The organism is Allobosea sp. RCC_152_1, assembly GCF_041360765.1.
Lineage (GTDB): Bacteria > Pseudomonadota > Alphaproteobacteria > Rhizobiales > Beijerinckiaceae > Allobosea > Allobosea spartocytisi.
In genome coordinates this window covers 1312912-1329311 of record NZ_JBFUPU010000001.1, presented here as the reverse complement: position 1 = coordinate 1329311, position 16400 = coordinate 1312912, and the positions used below count along the sequence as shown (strand labels likewise).

Genomic DNA, 16400 nt, shown 5'->3' with positions numbered 1-16400 from the left:
TGGAGAGATCGTCCATGCTGACCCGTGAGGAAAATGAACTGCTCTGCCGCGTCGAGGGCGAAGCCCCTATGGGCGCTCTCATGCGGCGCCACTGGGTGCCGGCGCTGCTCTCCGAGCAGCTCGTCGAGAGCGACGGCGCGCCGGTTCGCGTCCGGCTCTTCGGCGAGGACCTTGTCGCCTTCCGCGATACGGACGGGCGCATCGGCGTGCTCGGCGAGTTCTGCCCGCACCGCAAGGCCTCGCTCTTCTTCGGGCGCAACGAGGAATGCGGACTGCGCTGCCTCTACCATGGCTGGAAGTTCGACGTGGACGGCAAGGTGCTGGAGATGGTCTCCGAGCCGGCCGAGAGCGGCTTTGCCGAGAAGGTCCAGCACAAGGCCTATCCGACGCAGGAGGCTGGCGGCTTCATCTGGGTCTATATGGGGCCGAAGGAGCTGATGCCAGAGTTCGAGGCGCCGCCCTGGGCGCCGACACCGGAAGCCAAGGTCTCGATCGTGAAGATCGACCTACCCTGCAACTGGGCGCAGATCATGGAGGGGCAGATCGATTCCGCCCATTCCTCCAGCCTGCATTCATCGGATATGAAGCCCGCCCGCGTGACGACGGCCGGTGCCAACGCGACGCACTGGACGCGGCCCTCGACCGATAAGAACCCGCGCATCCAGGTCCAGCTCACGAATTACGGCTTCCGCTACGCCGCGATCCGCCGGCCGATCGTCAATGCGCAGACGCATGACTATATCCGGCTGACGGTGTTCGTCGCGCCCTTCGCAGCTCTGATCCCGCCGAACGCCTCCTACAATGTCGCGACTGTGATCGTGCCCAAGGACGACGTCTCCAGCTATTTCCACTTCATCGCTTGGGGCAATGACGACTGCATCGACCAGGAAAGCTGGCGCAAGTTCTGCGTCGCGCAGGTCGGCATCGATCTCGACAAGACCTACAAGCCGATGCTGCGTAACAAGGCGAACAACTACCTGCAGGACCGCAAGGCAATGAAGCTCGGCGACTTCACCGGCGTGCCGGGCATCCCGAACCAGGACATCATGATGTGGGAGTCGATGGGGCCGATCGCCGATCGCACCAGCGAGCGCCTTGGCGCCAGCGACATCGCCATCGTCCAGTTCCGCCGCGTGATGATCGATGCCGCCCGCAAGCACATCGCCGGCGGCGAGCCGCTCGGCCTGATCGAGCCGCATATCCCGCAGGCCAAGCTGCGCTCCTATCAGGGCATCGTTCCCAAGAGCGAGGATTGGCGCAAGCTCGGTGCGTCGAGCGAGGAGGTCGCCGCGCTCGACGGCATGGAGCAGGACGAGACCGAAGCCGAGATGGCGGCGGCGCGGGGCTAGAGAATTCGTAGTCTTCGCAACTGCGAAGAAGCTTTTCGGCATCGCCGCCAAAGCGGGAAAGTCTTTGAACACCGGCCAGGGCTGCGCGAGTGTTCGCGGCGACGACGTGCACCCTCGCCGTGAGATCCGCCATGCTCGACAAACCCGCACCGACAGGCCGCAGCCTCTATATCGGCGGAAGCTGGCGGCATCCGCTGTCGGGACGCTATGTCGCCACGCTCAATCCCGGCACGAACGAGGCGATCTGCGATGTCGCCGAGGCCTCGTCCGCCGATGTCGATGCCGCGGTCGCAGCGGCGCGGGCGGGTTTCAAGACCTGGCGCCAGGTCCCGCCCCTCGAACGCGGACGCATCCTCAAGGCGATCGCCGCCATCGTGCGCGAAAACGCCCGCGAGCTTGCCGGGCTCGATGCGGCCAACTGCGGCAATCCGGTGCGGGAGATGCTCGGTGATGCCGCGATCGCCGCCGCCCAGCTCGACTTCTTCGGCGGCCTCGTCACCGAGATGAAGGGCGACACCATCCCGATGGGGCCGGATGCGCTCAATCTGACGGTGCGCCAGCCGCTTGGCGTCGTCGCTCGCATCCTCGCCTTCAACCACCCCTTCATGTTCTGCGCCGGCAAGATGGCCGCGCCGCTGGCGGCCGGAAACGCCGTCATCATCAAGCCGCCCGAGCAGGCGCCGCTATCGTCGTTGAGACTCGCGGAACTCGTCGGCGGCCTGTTGCCGGAGGGCGTGCTGAGCGTCGTGCCCGGCGGGCGCGAGGCCGGCGCGGCGCTGGCGAGCCATCCGGGCATCGACAAGGTCGCGCTCATCGGCAGCGTCCGGGCCGGTCGCGCCGTGATGAAGGCGGCGAGCGACACGATCAAGCCGGTGCTGCTGGAACTCGGCGGCAAGAACGCGCTGATCGCCTATGGCGATGCCGATCCAGAGCGGGTCGCCTCGGCGGTTGTCGCCGGCATGAATTTCACCTGGTGCGGCCAGTCCTGCGGTTCGACCAGCCGGGCCTTCATCCATCGTGACATCTACGAGGCGGTCCTCGCCCGGCTGCCGGCGAAGCTTTCCGGCTACGTGCCGGGCATTCCGACCGACGAGGCCACCACCATGGGCGCGATCGTCAGCCAGACGCAGCACGGGCGCATCCTCGACTTCATCGCCTCGGCGAAGGCCGAAGGGGCGCGGCTGGTCTGCGGCGGAGGCGTGCCGGATGCCCCCGGGCTCACCAAGGGGTTCTATGTCGAGCCGACGATCTTCGCCGATGTGACGCCGCAGATGCGGATCGCGCGCGAGGAGATCTTCGGCCCGGTGCTCTCGGTCATGCCCTGGAGCGACGAGGCGCAGATGCTGGAGACGGTCAACGCCGTCGAATACGGTTTGACCTGCTCGATCTGGACCAACGATCTCGTCAAGGCGCACCGCACCGCGCTGGCGGCGGAGGCCGGCTTCGTCTGGATCAACGAGGTCGCCAAGCATTTCCTGGGCACGCCCTTCGGCGGCTGGAAGCAGTCGGGCATCGGCCGCGAGGAGTGCCTCGGCGAGCTCATCGCCTTCACCCAGGAAAAGAACATCCATGTCAGCCTGAAGCTGCCGGGCTGAGGCCGCGAGGGTGCGCGATCGCGGCCTGAACCCGGCCGCGCGTGCACCAGATAAAAACACTCGGAGAAAACGCCATGAACGACATGACGCTGTCCGGCATCGATGTGCCCGTGGCATCGAGCGACAACGGCATCTGGGGCAGCGACGTGGTCGCGCAGATGCTGCGCGCGCTCGATATCCCCTATCTCGCCCTGAACCCCGGTTCCAGCTTCCGCGGCCTGCATGACAGCCTGGTCAACCATCTCGGCAACCAGCAGCCGCAGATGCTGCTCTGCCTGCATGAGGAGCATGCCGTCGCCATCGCCCATGGCTACGCCAAGGTCACAGGCAAGCCGATGGGCGTCATCCTGCACAGCAATGTCGGCCTGATGCATGGCGTGATGGCGGTCTACAACGCCTGGTGCGACCGCGTGCCGATGCTGATCTTGGGCGCGACCGGGCCTGTCGACGCGGCCGAGCGCCGGCCCTGGATCGACTGGCTGCACACGGCAAAAGATCAGGGCGCCCTCATCCGGCCCTATGTGAAATGGGACGACCAGCCCGTCTCGGTCGCCGCCGCGATCGACTCGCTGATCCGCGCGACCAACCTGACGCGCAGCGCGCCGCAGGCCCCGACCTATGTCTGCCTCGACGTATCCATGCAGGAGAAGCGGCTCGAAGAGATGCCGCCGCTGCCCGAACCGAAGCGCTTCGCGGTCGCTTCGCCCGGCGTCCCGGCCGCCGCGGAGATCGCGCGGGCGGCGGAATTGCTGCGCAACGCCAAGGCGCCGCTCATCTTGTTCGGCCGCATGTCGCGCGATGAAACCGATTGGGGCCGCCGCGTCGCGCTGGCCGAGCATCTCGACGCCGCCGTGCTGACCGACATCAAGACGGCAGCCACCTTCCCCACCGACCATCGCCTGCATGCGGCCAAGCCATCCTTCTTCCTCGACGCGCAGGCGGGCGAAGCCATTCGCGCCGCCGACGTCATCCTCGCCTTCGACTGGATCGACCTCGGGGGCACCTTGCGTCAGGCGGGCGGACCACTGTCGGCGCAGGTAATCAGCGTTTCGCTGGACCATCATCTGCACAATGGCTGGAGCATGGATCATCAGGCGCTCGCGCCGGCCGACCTGCATCTCGCCGCCGAGCCCGACGCGACCCTGCACCTGATCGCCGATGCGCTCGGAGTCGGGCCCGGTACGGCGCCGGCCATTCGCCCGACATTGCCCGCGCTGGCCTTCGACGGAGAAAGCCCGCTGGATGTCGTGTCGCTTGCCGCAGCCCTGGGCGAGGCGTTGCAGGACGAAGTGATCAGCCTCGTTCGCCTGCCGCTCGGCTGGGCGACGGAATCCTGGCATTTCCGGCATCCGCTCGACTATCTCGGCATCGATGGCGGCGCCGGCATCGGCTCGGGACCGGGAATGCTGATCGGCGCGGCTCTGGCCCTGAAGGACTCAGGCCGGCTGCCCGTGGCGGTGCTGGGCGACGGCGACACCATGATGGCGGCTTCCGCGCTATGGACCGCGGCGCATTACAAGCTGCCCTTCATCGCCATCGTCTCGAACAACCGCTCCTTCTTCAACGACGAGATCCATCAGGAGCGCGTCGCGAAGCAACGCCAGCGCCCGGTCGAGAACAAATGGATCGGCCAGCGCATCGACGAGCCGGATATCGACATCGCCGCCATCGCCACCGCCCAGGGTCTCCGGGGCATCGGTCCGATCAGGACGGTGAACGACCTGCGCGATGCGGTCGCCGAGGCTGTGAAGGCGGCCAAGGCCGGCGCCTCGGTTCTGATCGATGCCCGGGTCATGCCGGGCTACAATCCCGCGATGACGGCCGGCCTGACACGTCATGCCGGCGAAAAGCCGAAGGGCTGAGCGCCGGGCTCAGCCGGTCTCGGTCGGCGTATCCGGCACATCGGCGAGATTGCGCTGGACGGCGGCGAGGTAGCCGAGAAAGCGGGCTCGATCGTCCGGCGAGAAGCCGGCAGTCGCTTGCTGGACCACCTCCTGCGCCATAGGCAGCAGGGCGGCCTCGAGCGCCCGCCCCTTCGGCGTCAGCAGGACGTGCAGCTTGCGCCGATCCTGCGGGTCGCGTTCGCGGCTGATGAAGCCAGCCTTCTCCATGGCCGCCAGCGCGGTCAGTGTCGTCGGCTCCATCGTACCGATCCGGCGGGAGAGCTCGCGCTGCGTCAGCCCGTCCTCCTGCCAGAGCGCGCGCAGGAAATACCACATGCCGGTGGTGACGCCGTGCGGCTCGATCTTGCCCTGCAGGTAGCGCTGCGTCGCGCGGTTCGCCATCCGCAACTGGTAGCCCACGCTGCCTTCGAAGGGCAGTTCCCGCGGTTCCGCGATCGGCTCGCCCTTGTCCTCCGCTATGCTCGCCACGGTCGCTCGCGTCTCCGGCTGCCTCGGGAACAGTATAGGCCGCAACCCGACAGCCGATAGAGTGTCCGGGAACATCCGCGCCCATCGCGAAAAGTTTGTCAGGCCAAGCAAGATAATCTTGGACCTGACCGGTAGCGCTTCACTATCGTTGCGGTCGCGTCGGCTGCGAACCGCAACCAAGACGGCTGCGCGAGGGAAGAACGACATGCCGCCGACTCCGTCGGTCCTCGATCCTATCCGGCGCCCGCGCGCCGCGCATCGGCCGCTTGCGAAGGCTGCCGGGCGAAGGTCGGGGCGATGAGCGATGGCCAGCCAGGGGATGAGCGCGCAATGCCCGCTTCTGCCACCAAATTGCGTCTAGCCGAGACCGTGAAAGAGGCCGACCTGGTCATCGACCGCGTGACGATGCGGTTCCAGACGCGCGAGGGCGTCGTCACCGCCGTCGACGACATGTCGTTCTCGGTCGAGCGCGGCGAATTCGTCTCGATCATCGGCCCGTCCGGATGCGGCAAATCGACCGTCTTCAACATCCTGGGCGGGCTGGTGCGCGGCTATGAGGGCCAAGTCAGCGTCGGCGGCGACCTGATCTCGGGCCCGCACCCCTCGATCGGCATGGTCTTCCAGGAGGAATCGACCTTTCCCTGGCGGACCGTGCTCGACAACGTCGCCTTCCCGCTCGAGGTCAAGGGCGTGCGCAAGGCCGAGCGCTACGAGACGGCGCGGCGCTTCATCGACATGGTCGGCCTGAACGGCTTCGAGCAGCGCTATCCCGCCGAGCTTTCCGGCGGCATGCGCCAGCGCGTCGCCATCGCCCGCACGCTGGTGTTCGAGCCCAAGATCCTGCTGATGGACGAGCCCTTTGCCGCGCTGGACGAGCAGACCCGCCTCCTGCTCGGCGACAAGGTTCTCAAGATTCAGGAAGAGCTGAAGCAGACCACCCTGCTGATCACGCACAACATCACCGAGGCCGTGCAGCTCTCCGATCGGGTCATCATCATGACCTTCCGCCCCGGCAAGGTGAAGCGCATCGTCGACATTCGCCTGCCACGGCCGCGCACGGGCGATGTCGTCGGCAGCGAGGCCTTCGGCCGCCATGTCGCGGAGATCTGGAACGATTTGCGCGAGGAAGCCTCGCGCGGCATGGCCGAATCCGAGGCCGGCGCCCGTCGCAGGGGGGCCTGAGCCATGTGGCTCACCAGAATCCCGCCGCTCGCGATCGGCTTCGCCACGGTCGCCCTCGGCCTGGGCGTCGTCGAGATTCTACTGCTGCTGGGCGTGCTCAACCAGTATGTGATCCCGCTGCCGTCGACCGTCCTCGGCAGCTTCGGTCGGCTCTTCGCCGAGGAGCAGTTGCTGGAGCGGCTGACGACCACCGGCGGCGAGGCTTTGGCCGCGAGCGTGCTTGTCGCCGTCATCGGCGTCGCGCTCGGCGTGCTCTTGTACAAGGCCCGCATCCTCGCGCTCGCGACTGAATCCTGGGTGGCCGGCATTGCCGCCGCGCCCGTAGTGCTCGCCTACCCACTCTTCCTCGTCATCTTCGGGCGCAGCACCGTCACGATCATCGCGATGGGCTTCGTTGCCGGCATCGCGCCGGTCATTCTCAAGACCCTGGAAGGGCTGAAAGGCGTCAGGAAGAGCCTGATCAATGTCGGGCTCAGCTACAACCTGACCCCCGCGCAGCAGTTCTGGAAAATCGAATTCCCCGCCGCGATCCCGACGATCTTCGTCGGCGTGCGCCTCGGCCTCGTCTTCGCGCTGATCAACCTGATCGGCGTCGAGTTCCTCATCAATTTCGGTGGCCTCGGCCAGCTCATCAATGATCTCGCGGAACGCTATGATCTTGCCGGTGTTTTCGCAACGATCGTGTTCGTCATCCTCGTCAGCGTCGTGATTTTTGCGGTGCTCGAGCGCATGGAGCGCTGGTTCCGGCCAAGGCACTGAACGACACGCTGCACAGATGGCAAACCGGCCCGATCGAGACTGGAGTGCGCCGTCCGCCACTCGCCCCACGCCTTGTCCCGCTGGCTGAAGCGCCGCATGATGGGCTTCAAGAAAAAACGCCCGGGAGGCCGCGATCAATCTCCGCCAGCTCCGCTATTTCGTCGGGATCGCCGAAGTCGGGAACATCACCAAGGCCGCCGAGCAGCTCAATGTCGCGCAACCCGCTTTGGGTCTGCAGATTCGTCAGCTCGAGCAAGATCTTCAGACCGAGCTTCTGCTGCGCCATTCGCGTGGCGTCGTCCTGACCCAGGCCGGAGAACTCCTGCTCGAGCGCGCGCGGCGCATCCTGCAGGAGGTCGAGGACGCAAAGCGCGACGTCCGGGCGCTGGCCGGCAACGACCAGGAAATGCTGACGATGGGCCTGACGCCGAGCATCATGCTCCAGATCGGCCCCGATTTGCTGATCGACGCCAAGAACGGCATGCCCTCGGTCTCGCTCAGCCTGGTCGAGGAGCTGAGCCATGTTCTCATCGCCGCGATGGAGCGCGGCGAGCTCAATGCCGCCTTCGCCTATGGCGTCGACGAGCCACGCCCGGGGATCGAGCGGACCGCGCTGTTCGAGGAGGAGCTGATTCTCATCAGACCGGTGGGCGACGGGCCGCTGCCGGAGACGGTGACCCTCGCGGAAGCCCTGAGCCACGATCTCGTGCAGGCCGGCGAGCGCGACATGGTCCAGCGCCTGCTCAGGGCGGCGGCCGAGAAATTCTCGCTGCCGCTGCGCATCGTCTACGAGGCGCAGTCCATCCCGGCCATGCGTGCGCTCGTGGTGCGCGGCGTGGCGGCGAGCATCATACCCTATGGAACGGCCATCGAGGAATTGCGGGCCGGAAAGCTTGCCATGCAGCGCATCTCGGACCTGCCGCCGAAGCGGACGCTCTACCTGATCAGACCCAGCGGCGCACCGGTCTTCCGTCAGCAGGAGGCGGTCGACCGCTTTTTCGCTTCGGTCACCGATCACCTGCTCGAATCCCTGGGCACGCTCGCGCGTCGCGTCGGCACCTGAAACGTTTGCCATACGGCGCGCGTCTTGTTCTCATTTCGCGGAAGTCTTTGTGCCCTCGCCCAGCGCGGCGCACTCTCCCACAAAATGATGGCGCGCCATGTCGCGCCGGCTGGGAGGAATGCGTGTCCAATTTGCGCCTGTCCATCGCCATCGGCGACTATGATCGCAACCGCCCGCTCATCGACGGAGCGGTCCAGATCGACGGTGTCGACCCCGTCTTCATGAAGCTGGTGCCGGAGGAGATCTTCTTCCGCGCCTTCCGCCATGCCGAGTTCGACGTCTGCGAGGCCTCGCTCTCCAGCTTCACCCTCAAGACGGCGCGCGGCGATAACCCCTATGTCGGCGTGCCCGCCTTCCTGTCGCGGGCGTTCCGCCACACCGGCATCTTCATCAGGACCGATCGCGGCATCGCCCGCCCCGAAGATCTGCGGGGCAAGCGTATCGGCTGCCCGGAATACCAGCTCACGGCCTGCGTCTGGATCCGCGCGATCCTCGAAAGCGACTATGGCGTCAAGCCTTCCGAGGTGACCTGGGTCCGTGGCGGCCTGGAGCAGCCTGGCCGCGCCGAGAAGATCAGCGTCGAACTGCCGCCGGACATCACGGTCGTGCAGGCACCGGCCGATCGCTCGCTCAACGAGATGCTGATGGACGGCGAGATCGACGGCTATATCGGGCCGCGCTCGCCGCCGGCCTTCGAGGCCGGCCATCCCAAGATCGCGCGTCTCTTCCCGGACCCGACAGCCGCCGCCGCGGACTATTTCCGCCGCACCCGCATCTTCCCGATCATGCATGTGCTCTGCGTGCGCTGCAGCATCGTCGAGGCGCAGCCCTGGCTGCCGGCCGCCTTGCTGAAGGCCTTCGAGCAGTCGAAGGCGGCTGCGCTTGCCAAACTCGCCGACACTTCCGCCACCAAGGTCACGCTGCCCTTCATCGAGGAGCAATTGCAGGCAGCCCGCGCCCTTATGGGGCAGGATTTCTGGTCCTATGGTGTCGGCCCCAACCGGCATACGCTGGAGGCGTTCCTCGAGGCCCATCACAGCCAGGGACTGTCGGCACGGCGGCTTTCGGTCGAGGATCTCTTTCATTCCAGCACGCTGGAGGCCTTCAAGATCTGACAAGGGCGGATGGCCGCCAGACTTTCGACTTCGCCGCAGAAGCGAAGGCAAGACGACGACAAAGCCAGCCGCACTGAGCTGGCGATAAGGGAGGACCGGATCGTGACATTCAAGACGGTTACGTTGACGCTCGCCGCGATCGGCTTCGCGCTGTCGCTGGCGCAGGAGGCGGCCGCGCAGGACAAGCTCAAGCTGGCGATCGGCCAGCGCGGCAACTGGGACACCTCGATCTCCGAGGTCGGCACCAGGCTCGGCATCTTCAAGAAGCACAATCTCGAGCTTGAGATGCTCTACACCCAAGGGGGTGGCGAGACCCAGCAGGCCGTGCTCTCGAACAGCGTCGATATCGGTGTCGCCGGCGGCATCATGGGCGCGCTCTCAGCCTTTTCGAAGGGCGCTCCGATCCGCATTATCGGCGGGGAGACCACCGGCGCGAAGGATCTCTACTGGTATGTCAAAAGCGACTCGCCGGTGAAGACGCTGAAGGACATGGAGGGCCGCACGGTCTCCTATTCGACCAACGGCTCCTCGACCCATGGCGTGGTCAACGCCTTCGTCAAGGAGAACAATCTCAAGATTAAGCCGACGGCGACCGGAGGTCCGGCGCCGACGCTGACCCAGGTGATGTCCGGCCAGATCGATGTCGGCTGGGCGGCGCCACCCTTCGGCCTGCCGCAGCTCGACAAGGGCGAAATCCGCGTCGTCGCGACCGGCAACGACTCCTCGACCTTCAAGAACCAGACGGTCCGCCTGCTGATCGTCAACACCGCCACACTGCAGAACAAGAAGGCGCTGATCGACCGCTACATGGCCGCCTATCGCGAGACCATCGATGCCATGTATTCCGGCGACGCCGCGATCAAGGCCTATGCCGATTTCGTCGGCATCCCGGAGGCCATCGCCAGGCGCACGCGGGACGACTTCTTCCCCAAGGAAGCGCTCAACCCGGACAAGATCGTCGGCCTGGACGAAATCGTTCCCGACGCGGTTGCGCTCAAATACACCGCCCAGCCCCTGACCAAGGAACAGCTCGGCGAGCTGATCCAGATCCCACCGCGCAAATGAGCCCGTCTCCCGGTGGCCCCATCGACCAGGAGTGATGGCGCGATGACGACAGCGATCCTCGGGCGGACAGATGCCCACCCGGCAAAGATGAGCCAGGCGCGAGCCGTGCTGCTGACGCGGATCGGCATCATCGTCGCGATTCTGGCGCTCTGGGAGGTCACGGCGCGCTCGGGACTGCTCTATCGCGACGTCGTGCCGTCGCTGCTCCTCATCGTCGGCGCGCTCGCCCATCTCCTGATCGAGCCGAGCTTCTATGCCAATCTCGGCGTTACCGCGGGCGAGGTCGCGCTCGCCATCCTCATCGGTGGCGGCGCAGGGGTCGCCGTCGGCATCCTGCTCGGGAGCAATCGCTTCCTGCAGCGTGCCTACGAGCCGCTGCTGCACTATCTCGGGCCGACTCCGAAGATCATCTTCTTTCCGCTCCTGATCATGTGGTTCGGTGTCGGGCCGGGCTCGAAGGTCGCGATGGGAGCGCTATCCTCGTTCTTCCCGGTCGCGATCAGCGTCGCCGCCGCGATGCGCGAGATCGACACCGTGCTGATCCGGGTCGGCATCAGTTTCCGGCTCAATGTCGGCCAGATGATCGCGAAGATCTATCTGCCGGCGATGCGCGCGCCGGTCATCAACGGCCTGCGCATCGGGCTGGGGGTCGCGATCATCGGCACGCTGCTGGCGGAGACCAAATTATCCAATCAGGGGCTGGGCTATGCGGTGATCCAGACCTACGCGACCTTCGACATGCCGCGCATGTACGCCCTGCTGATCGTCGTCTTCCTGCTGGCCGTTGGCGTGAACGCGGTGCTCGGGCGCTATGTCGAGCTGCGCGCCACCCGGCGGCATTCCCATGCGCACTGAACCTGCCGGCGGCCCTGCCCTCACCGCAAGGCAACAGGCTGGGCTGCCCGCCTCGGCCTATTGGCTGGCGGTGCTGCCGCCTCTGTTCTGGTCGGGCAATTTCCTGATCGCGCGGCTGATGCGCGACGCGATCCCGCCGGTGCAGATGTCGTTCTGCCGTTGGAGCCTGGCGCTTCTCATCCTGGCCCCGTTCTGCTGGCGGCCCATCGCCGACTCCTGGCCACGCATCCGCGGCAACATGCCGTTCCTGGCGCTGCTCGGCGCGATCGGCGTGACCGCGTTCAACTGCTTCGTCTATGCAGCGCTGCACTACACGTCGATAGCCAACGCGGCGCTGGTCAATTCCCTGCTCCCCGTCGTCACCTTCCTGCTGGCCTATCTCATCCTGAGGGAGACGCTGAAGCCACGACAGCTCGCCGGCATCGCGCTCTCGCTCTGCGGGGCCGTCCTGGTGATCGGCCGGGGAGACCCAACCAGGCTCGCCGGGCTCGCGCTCAACGGCGGCGACCTCCTGGTCTTTGCCGGCATGAGTTGCTGGGCGCTCTACACCGTGCTGATCCGCTGGCGGCCGGCAGGGCTGCCGCCGATCGCGCTTCTCGGCGTCACCGTCTGCTTTGGCGTCCTCTTCCACCTCCCGGGGGTCGGCTGGGAATACAGCACACAGGGCGGCTTCGCGCCGACCGCGGCGATTGCCGGAGCGCTCCTCTATTTCGCGATCTTCCCGTCGGTTCTGGCCTATATCTTCTGGAACCGCTCGGTCGCCACACTCGGCCCCGGTAAGACCGGCATGTTCATGCACCTTCTGCCACCGAGCAGCGCGCTGCTCGGCTTCGTCGTGCTCGGCGAGACGATCACCTGGTTCCACCTCGCAGGCTTCGCCATCATCACCGTCGGCATTTGGCTCGTCACTGCCGCGCCGCGCGGAACTGGATCGTAGCTGCGCTCATCATTCGCCTATCGCGACGCGGAATCGTCTCGAATGGTGGCGGACACGCATGACTGGGCCCGGCGCGCCGGACATCGGCTGTCCCAGGCCTTCGGGGCAATGAAGCAGCGTATGAAGGAAGAGGAGCAGGAAGGCGAGCTTTTCCGTATCGAAGACCACATCTTCCCTCCCTTTCGATTTCACGCCGAAATGGACGTCCGGGTCTCTTATCGATGGAGAAAATCTGCCGCGGACGATTGGACGTTCGGAAGCATTACCTTCACCCACGTTTGTAGGCATCAGCCTGCCTACTGGGAGTCTAGCCCGAAGAGGAAGCCCAGCGCGGCCAAGCAAGCCGCTGCGCTCCAGGACAAAATGGCGGGAACCTGGGAACACTTTCGCCTGACTGCGCTTTGCACCCTCAGGGACTATTTTCGGGAAGGCGGGGACGGAAGCAGGATTCCTGAGACGTTTCGAGTTGTGCCGGACTCCCAAGGGCATCTGGACAACTTCAGCGCTCGCTTCTGGCAGGCGAAGCCTTCGGATTGAGGCTTGCCCATGCTGTTCGAACGCCTCGGATCAGACTACCGCCACGGATCTGGTGCGCCCGGTGGATGACGGGCGTGTTGGTGATGAACCCACCGCGCGCGGGAGGGCACGCCCGCTGCCGCCCTACTGGATCGGTGCAACCTCAGCCTGCGCCTCATTAGCCTTGGCCAGCATGGCCTCGAGCTTCGCGAATATGTCCGGCTGGAACACGAGGTTCATCACCTGCCCATCAGCCCGTAGCTGATCATCGTCTCGCCCTGCGGATCGGTCGTCAGCACGATCCGCTTCACGTCGACCACGTCGAGATCGATTTCGGGCAGCTCAGTCGGCTCAGCCATTAATCCTGCCTGGACAGGGCGCCAGCGTTCGTCGGGTTTGGCTTGCGCGACTGATCACGTCGCCAGCATTCATGAATGCTATGGAACACCTCCAGATGCTTTAAATTACGGCTGGGGCGCTAGGGTCGATTGCGGTCGCCACGCCACCTGCCACGCGGCAAGGTCTGCTTTCCGGCAACGAGCCAATGTCCGGAAGTGACGCGTTCGTCATCGTCGTGAGGGTTGGTATGGCCAAAAAGTCTCCGCCAGCTGTCCAGTTTGCGTGCGGGTGTTCACTCGGCCGGCAGCCGTGCTACGAGATGCATTGCCGCAGGCACGATGGCATCGGTCAGTTTGCGCTCGGCCGCCGCGTCGAAGCGGCTCATCAGCGTCGAGAGCGAGAGGGCGCCGCGCAGATGCCCGGTGCTGTCGATCACCGGGGCGGATACTGCCGCGACCTCCGGATCGCGCTCGCCGCGCGAGATCACGAGGCCGGCGTCTCGGATTGCCTGCAGCGACGCGTCGCCGGCTCGGTGAAGGCTAGCAGGACGCGTCTCGTCGCCCCGCGGCCAAGCGGCAGGCGAACACCCTCATCGAGATGATGCCGAGCCGAGCGCGGCGAATTCAGCCGATAGCCACAGATGCGCTGATCGCCGTCGCGGATATAAAATGAAGCCGTCTCCTGTGTGGCCTCGACCAAAGCGCGTTGAGTCGGACGGACATACTCGCCAAGATCGAAGCTACGTCGATAGAGCGAGCCGAGCCGCCAGAGTTCAGGCCCGAAGCGAAAATTGCCATTGCTGCCGCGCGTCAGGAAGCGTGTGTGTTCGAGCGAGGCGGCGCTCTTGCTTGCTGTCCGGCTGAGGTGACTTTGCGGCCGTTGGCGGGCGCCGAAAGCACCCAGGCCGAGTTGTTCCTGGCTTGGCCGGACACCAGCGGAAACCCCGTCGTTTCGGCCGTTCTACCGACTGTCCAATCACCAAGCCTGATTGGAGCCGATGATGGCGAAAGTCCCGTCGGGTGAAAAGAGACGGCGAAATCGCGATGATGAATGCGAGTGACTTCGGCATGCACAGGGTCGTTCGACATCGCCGCCATGCCGTGCGGGCGCACCACGCTGCTTCTGCGGTCTTCGCCGGATTTCCGCCGCGAAGACCAACACATTTTGATCCCAGGATCCTGGGGCCAAGGTGAACCGTAATTGGATTATGAGTGGAGTACGCGGCGAGACGTAAGTTTATACCTAGAATGGAGCCGTCGCGAACCGCGAGCTTCACTTTTCGCCGGATTGAGACGCCGGTTTGCGACCGGAGCAGCGGTTCCTCACATCATCCCGACCCATGCCCATGATCGTGCCGTTGACGAGACGGCCGGTTTACGATGCAACGTTGAGGACCATCGCGGTTGATCGGTACTCATATCTCCATGACGAAACCGGATGCTTCCTCGCTCCCCCGCTCGCTGGAAGCACGCATCTTTGCTGCTTATGCCGGCCTGACACCGTCCGAGCGTCGGCTCGCGGATGTGCTGCTGCGCCATCAGATGACTATTTCAGACCTCACGGCGGGCGAACTCGCAGGGATGGCCGGGGTCTCGAAGGCAACGGCGGCGCGGTTGTTCCGAGCCCTCGGATACACCTCCGTCCCGGCGGCCAAGCACCAGATTCGAACCGACCAGCTCTGGGGTTCGCCGCGCGCCGGCCTCACCGATCCCGACCGGGCGCCGTCCAGCGAGGTTTCGTTGCAGCACGTCATCGAGTCTGATCTCGTCAATATCCGGGATACGGCGGCAACCCTGTCCGAGGAGGCACTGGTCCAGATCACCGAGGCGATCGTCGCCGCGCGCCGGCTCTGGATCATGGGCCTGCGCAGCGGCTACGGGCTTGCCCATCACGCCGCTCACTATTTCACGCTGGTCAAGGACGACGTCCAGGTCCTGCCTGCCGGCGGAGCCTCCTATTCCCACGAGATCGCCTCGATCGCTCCCGGCGACGTCTTCATGATCATCGCCTTTCGCAGGCGCCCCCGACTTCTGCCGGTGATTCTCGCCGAGGCGGCGGCCAGCGGGGCGATCACCGTACTGATCACCGATCTCAGCATCGACGAGCGTTCTGCCGCCGCCCATCACGTGCTGCGCTGCCGCTGCCAGTCGCCCTCCCCCTTCAACTCCTTCGTCGCGGCGGTGCCGATCATCAATTTCCTGGCATGGAGCGTCGCGGCGGCGTCGGGGGAAGCCAGCCTGGCGCGCTTCCGGCGCGTCGACAGCCTGGTGAGCCTGCTCGACGACGTCGCGACGCCGAAGCTCGATCCGCGTCGCTGAGGCGGGCCGCGGCCGAAGCCGTCTTGCTGCGGGCCCTCAGGCCGGCGCAGCCGGGCGCGCGTCGATCAGTGCGTCGTAGGGGATCGGAGCTGCGGTCAAATGACCGTCCGCGATGCCGCGCTGCCAACGCTCATAGCTGGCGGCATCGATGCGCGGCGTCGTCCACATGCCGCAAGCCCGGTATTCGTTGGTGAGGCGGACGAGGAGATCGGGCGAAAGACGCGGGAAGGTCTGTGCCAGAAACTCCGCAATCTCGCGGGCATCATGCGCAAGCACCTGCTCCATGCCGCGTCCGAGGCCGCGCATGAAGCGCCGTTGCCGGTCGAGCCGTTCGGGGGAGGCCTCGCCCTCGGCGTAGTAGACGCTCCATGGCACGTCGCCTCCGACGATGGCGAGCGGGGCGGCCACATGACCGACGCCGGCGAGCTCAAGCGCCGCGGCGTTGGGATAGTCGATCGCCAGGAAGTCGGCCATGCCACCGCGGAACAGGTCGGACAGCATCGCGCCGTCGAGATCCTGGATGAAGCCGACCTCGCGCGGGTCGATACCGTTCTCGCGCAGGAGGAGCTTGACGAAGAGCCCGACGCTCGCACCGTTGCTGCCCTTCATTGCGATGACTTTGCCGGGCAGGTCACGCCAGGAGAAGGACGCTCTCGGCTGGCGGCCGAGGAGGGCGAGCGGCGCGCGCGCCGCCATCTGCGCGAAAGGCACGTAATGCTTGCCCCGGCCGCGGAACATGGACGGCACCCAGATGCCGCCCAGCACGGCATCGGCCGTGCCGTTGCCGAGCTCGTCCAGCACCAGATCCCAGGGCTTGGGCACGCTGACCGTGACCTCGAGGCCCTCTTCGGCGAAGTACCCCTGTCGAGCTGCGACATATTCCGGCAGATAGTTCAGGCTGTGGCCGGTCGCGCTGATGTGGAAGCGTTGCATGG

General features: G+C 65.8%; 16 protein-coding genes. 12 read left to right on the top strand and 4 right to left on the bottom strand.

Annotation, left to right across the window (positions count from 1 at the left end; translation table 11 throughout):
• Nucleotides 1–14: 14 nt before the first annotated feature.
• The 3 genes from AB6806_RS06240 to AB6806_RS06230 all read left to right on the top strand — a co-directional run bounded on the left by AB6806_RS06240 (nucleotide 15) and on the right by AB6806_RS06230 (nucleotide 4806).
• The gene (locus AB6806_RS06240) at nucleotides 15–1349 is read left to right on the top strand and encodes a Rieske 2Fe-2S domain-containing protein (protein ID WP_142020958.1); all 1335 of its coding nucleotides are present in this window, start codon (nucleotides 15–17) and stop codon (nucleotides 1347–1349) included.
• 131 nt (nucleotides 1350–1480) lie between these two features.
• Nucleotides 1481–2944 (top strand): aldehyde dehydrogenase family protein, encoded by a 1464-nt coding sequence (locus tag AB6806_RS06235; protein ID WP_142020957.1) that lies wholly within the window; start codon nucleotides 1481–1483, stop codon nucleotides 2942–2944.
• Between the two features lie 74 nt (nucleotides 2945–3018).
• On the top strand, nucleotides 3019–4806 hold the full coding sequence (locus AB6806_RS06230) for a thiamine pyrophosphate-binding protein (protein ID WP_142020956.1): 1788 nt from the start codon (nucleotides 3019–3021) through the stop codon (nucleotides 4804–4806).
• A 9-nt stretch (nucleotides 4807–4815) separates the two neighbouring features.
• Here AB6806_RS06230 and AB6806_RS06225 read toward each other — a convergent pair whose 3' ends face one another.
• On the bottom strand, nucleotides 4816–5316 hold the full coding sequence (locus AB6806_RS06225) for a MarR family winged helix-turn-helix transcriptional regulator (RefSeq protein WP_210245588.1): 501 nt from the start codon (nucleotides 5314–5316) through the stop codon (nucleotides 4816–4818).
• A gap of 330 nt (nucleotides 5317–5646) precedes the next feature.
• On the opposite strand from AB6806_RS06225, the gene AB6806_RS06220 reads away from it, so the two are divergent.
• The 8 genes from AB6806_RS06220 (at nucleotide 5647) to AB6806_RS06185 (ending at nucleotide 12829) form a co-directional block, all read left to right on the top strand.
• Nucleotides 5647–6498, top strand: a complete 852-nt coding sequence (locus AB6806_RS06220; RefSeq protein ID WP_142020955.1) for an ABC transporter ATP-binding protein — start codon at nucleotides 5647–5649, stop codon at nucleotides 6496–6498.
• A 3-nt stretch (nucleotides 6499–6501) separates the two neighbouring features.
• Nucleotides 6502–7257 carry an ABC transporter permease gene (locus AB6806_RS06215; protein ID WP_142020954.1) on the top strand — a complete coding sequence of 252 codons (756 nt, stop codon included), beginning with the start codon at nucleotides 6502–6504 and terminating at the stop codon, nucleotides 7255–7257.
• A gap of 133 nt (nucleotides 7258–7390) precedes the next feature.
• Nucleotides 7391–8320 carry a LysR family transcriptional regulator gene (locus AB6806_RS06210; protein WP_370954316.1) on the top strand — a complete coding sequence of 310 codons (930 nt, stop codon included), beginning with the start codon at nucleotides 7391–7393 and terminating at the stop codon, nucleotides 8318–8320.
• A 122-nt stretch (nucleotides 8321–8442) separates the two neighbouring features.
• On the top strand, nucleotides 8443–9435 hold the full coding sequence (locus tag AB6806_RS06205; protein ID WP_142020952.1) for an ABC transporter substrate-binding protein: 993 nt from the start codon (nucleotides 8443–8445) through the stop codon (nucleotides 9433–9435).
• A 102-nt stretch (nucleotides 9436–9537) separates the two neighbouring features.
• Nucleotides 9538–10500: an ABC transporter substrate-binding protein gene (locus AB6806_RS06200; RefSeq protein WP_370954293.1), complete on the top strand. Its 963-nt coding sequence runs from the start codon at nucleotides 9538–9540 to the stop codon at nucleotides 10498–10500.
• 42 nt (nucleotides 10501–10542) lie between these two features.
• Nucleotides 10543–11355, top strand: coding sequence for an ABC transporter permease (locus AB6806_RS06195; RefSeq protein ID WP_142020950.1), 813 nt, complete (start codon nucleotides 10543–10545; stop codon nucleotides 11353–11355).
• On the top strand, nucleotides 11345–12292 hold the full coding sequence (locus tag AB6806_RS06190) for a DMT family transporter (RefSeq protein WP_185747836.1): 948 nt from the start codon (nucleotides 11345–11347) through the stop codon (nucleotides 12290–12292). Before AB6806_RS06195 ends, AB6806_RS06190 begins: the two co-directional genes overlap by 11 nt.
• A gap of 42 nt (nucleotides 12293–12334) precedes the next feature.
• Entirely contained in the window at nucleotides 12335–12829 is a 495-nt protein-coding gene (locus AB6806_RS06185; protein ID WP_142020948.1) for a hypothetical protein, read from the top strand.
• Nucleotides 12830–13439: 610 nt separating this feature from the next.
• On the opposite strand, the gene AB6806_RS06180 is transcribed toward AB6806_RS06185, so the two are convergent.
• Both AB6806_RS06180 and AB6806_RS28970 read right to left on the bottom strand, forming a co-directional pair.
• Nucleotides 13440–13634, bottom strand: a complete 195-nt coding sequence (locus AB6806_RS06180) for an IclR family transcriptional regulator domain-containing protein (RefSeq protein WP_429068430.1) — start codon at nucleotides 13632–13634, stop codon at nucleotides 13440–13442.
• On the bottom strand, nucleotides 13631–13846 hold the full coding sequence (locus tag AB6806_RS28970; RefSeq protein ID WP_429068431.1) for an IclR family transcriptional regulator: 216 nt from the start codon (nucleotides 13844–13846) through the stop codon (nucleotides 13631–13633). The genes AB6806_RS06180 and AB6806_RS28970 overlap by 4 nt, the downstream gene beginning before the upstream one ends.
• A 725-nt stretch (nucleotides 13847–14571) precedes the next feature.
• Between AB6806_RS28970 and AB6806_RS06175 the strand changes: the two genes are divergently transcribed.
• The gene (locus tag AB6806_RS06175; RefSeq protein WP_370954292.1) at nucleotides 14572–15465 is read left to right on the top strand and encodes a MurR/RpiR family transcriptional regulator; all 894 of its coding nucleotides are present in this window, start codon (nucleotides 14572–14574) and stop codon (nucleotides 15463–15465) included.
• A 36-nt stretch (nucleotides 15466–15501) separates the two neighbouring features.
• On the opposite strand, the gene AB6806_RS06170 is transcribed toward AB6806_RS06175, so the two are convergent.
• The gene (locus tag AB6806_RS06170) at nucleotides 15502–16398 is read right to left on the bottom strand and encodes an ABC transporter substrate-binding protein (protein WP_142020946.1); all 897 of its coding nucleotides are present in this window, start codon (nucleotides 16396–16398) and stop codon (nucleotides 15502–15504) included.
• Nucleotides 16399–16400 lie beyond the last annotated feature (2 nt).

Excerpts from the sequence above, each read along its gene's own strand:
- AB6806_RS06170 (WP_142020946.1), bottom strand. The coding sequence starts at position 16,398 with ATGCAACGCTTCCACATCAGCGCGACCGGCCACAGCCTGAACTATCTG.
- AB6806_RS06190 (WP_185747836.1), top strand. The coding sequence starts at position 11,345 with ATGCGCACTGAACCTGCCGGCGGCCCTGCCCTCACCGCAAGGCAACAG.
- AB6806_RS06240 (WP_142020958.1), top strand. The coding sequence starts at position 15 with ATGCTGACCCGTGAGGAAAATGAACTGCTCTGCCGCGTCGAGGGCGAA.
- AB6806_RS06235 (WP_142020957.1), top strand. The coding sequence starts at position 1,481 with ATGCTCGACAAACCCGCACCGACAGGCCGCAGCCTCTATATCGGCGGA.
- AB6806_RS06185 (WP_142020948.1), top strand. The coding sequence starts at position 12,335 with ATGGTGGCGGACACGCATGACTGGGCCCGGCGCGCCGGACATCGGCTG.
- AB6806_RS06195 (WP_142020950.1), top strand. The coding sequence starts at position 10,543 with ATGACGACAGCGATCCTCGGGCGGACAGATGCCCACCCGGCAAAGATG.
- AB6806_RS06175 (WP_370954292.1), top strand. The coding sequence starts at position 14,572 with ATGACGAAACCGGATGCTTCCTCGCTCCCCCGCTCGCTGGAAGCACGC.
- AB6806_RS06220 (WP_142020955.1), top strand. The coding sequence starts at position 5,647 with ATGCCCGCTTCTGCCACCAAATTGCGTCTAGCCGAGACCGTGAAAGAG.
- AB6806_RS06230 (WP_142020956.1), top strand. The coding sequence starts at position 3,019 with ATGAACGACATGACGCTGTCCGGCATCGATGTGCCCGTGGCATCGAGC.
- AB6806_RS06215 (WP_142020954.1), top strand. The coding sequence starts at position 6,502 with ATGTGGCTCACCAGAATCCCGCCGCTCGCGATCGGCTTCGCCACGGTC.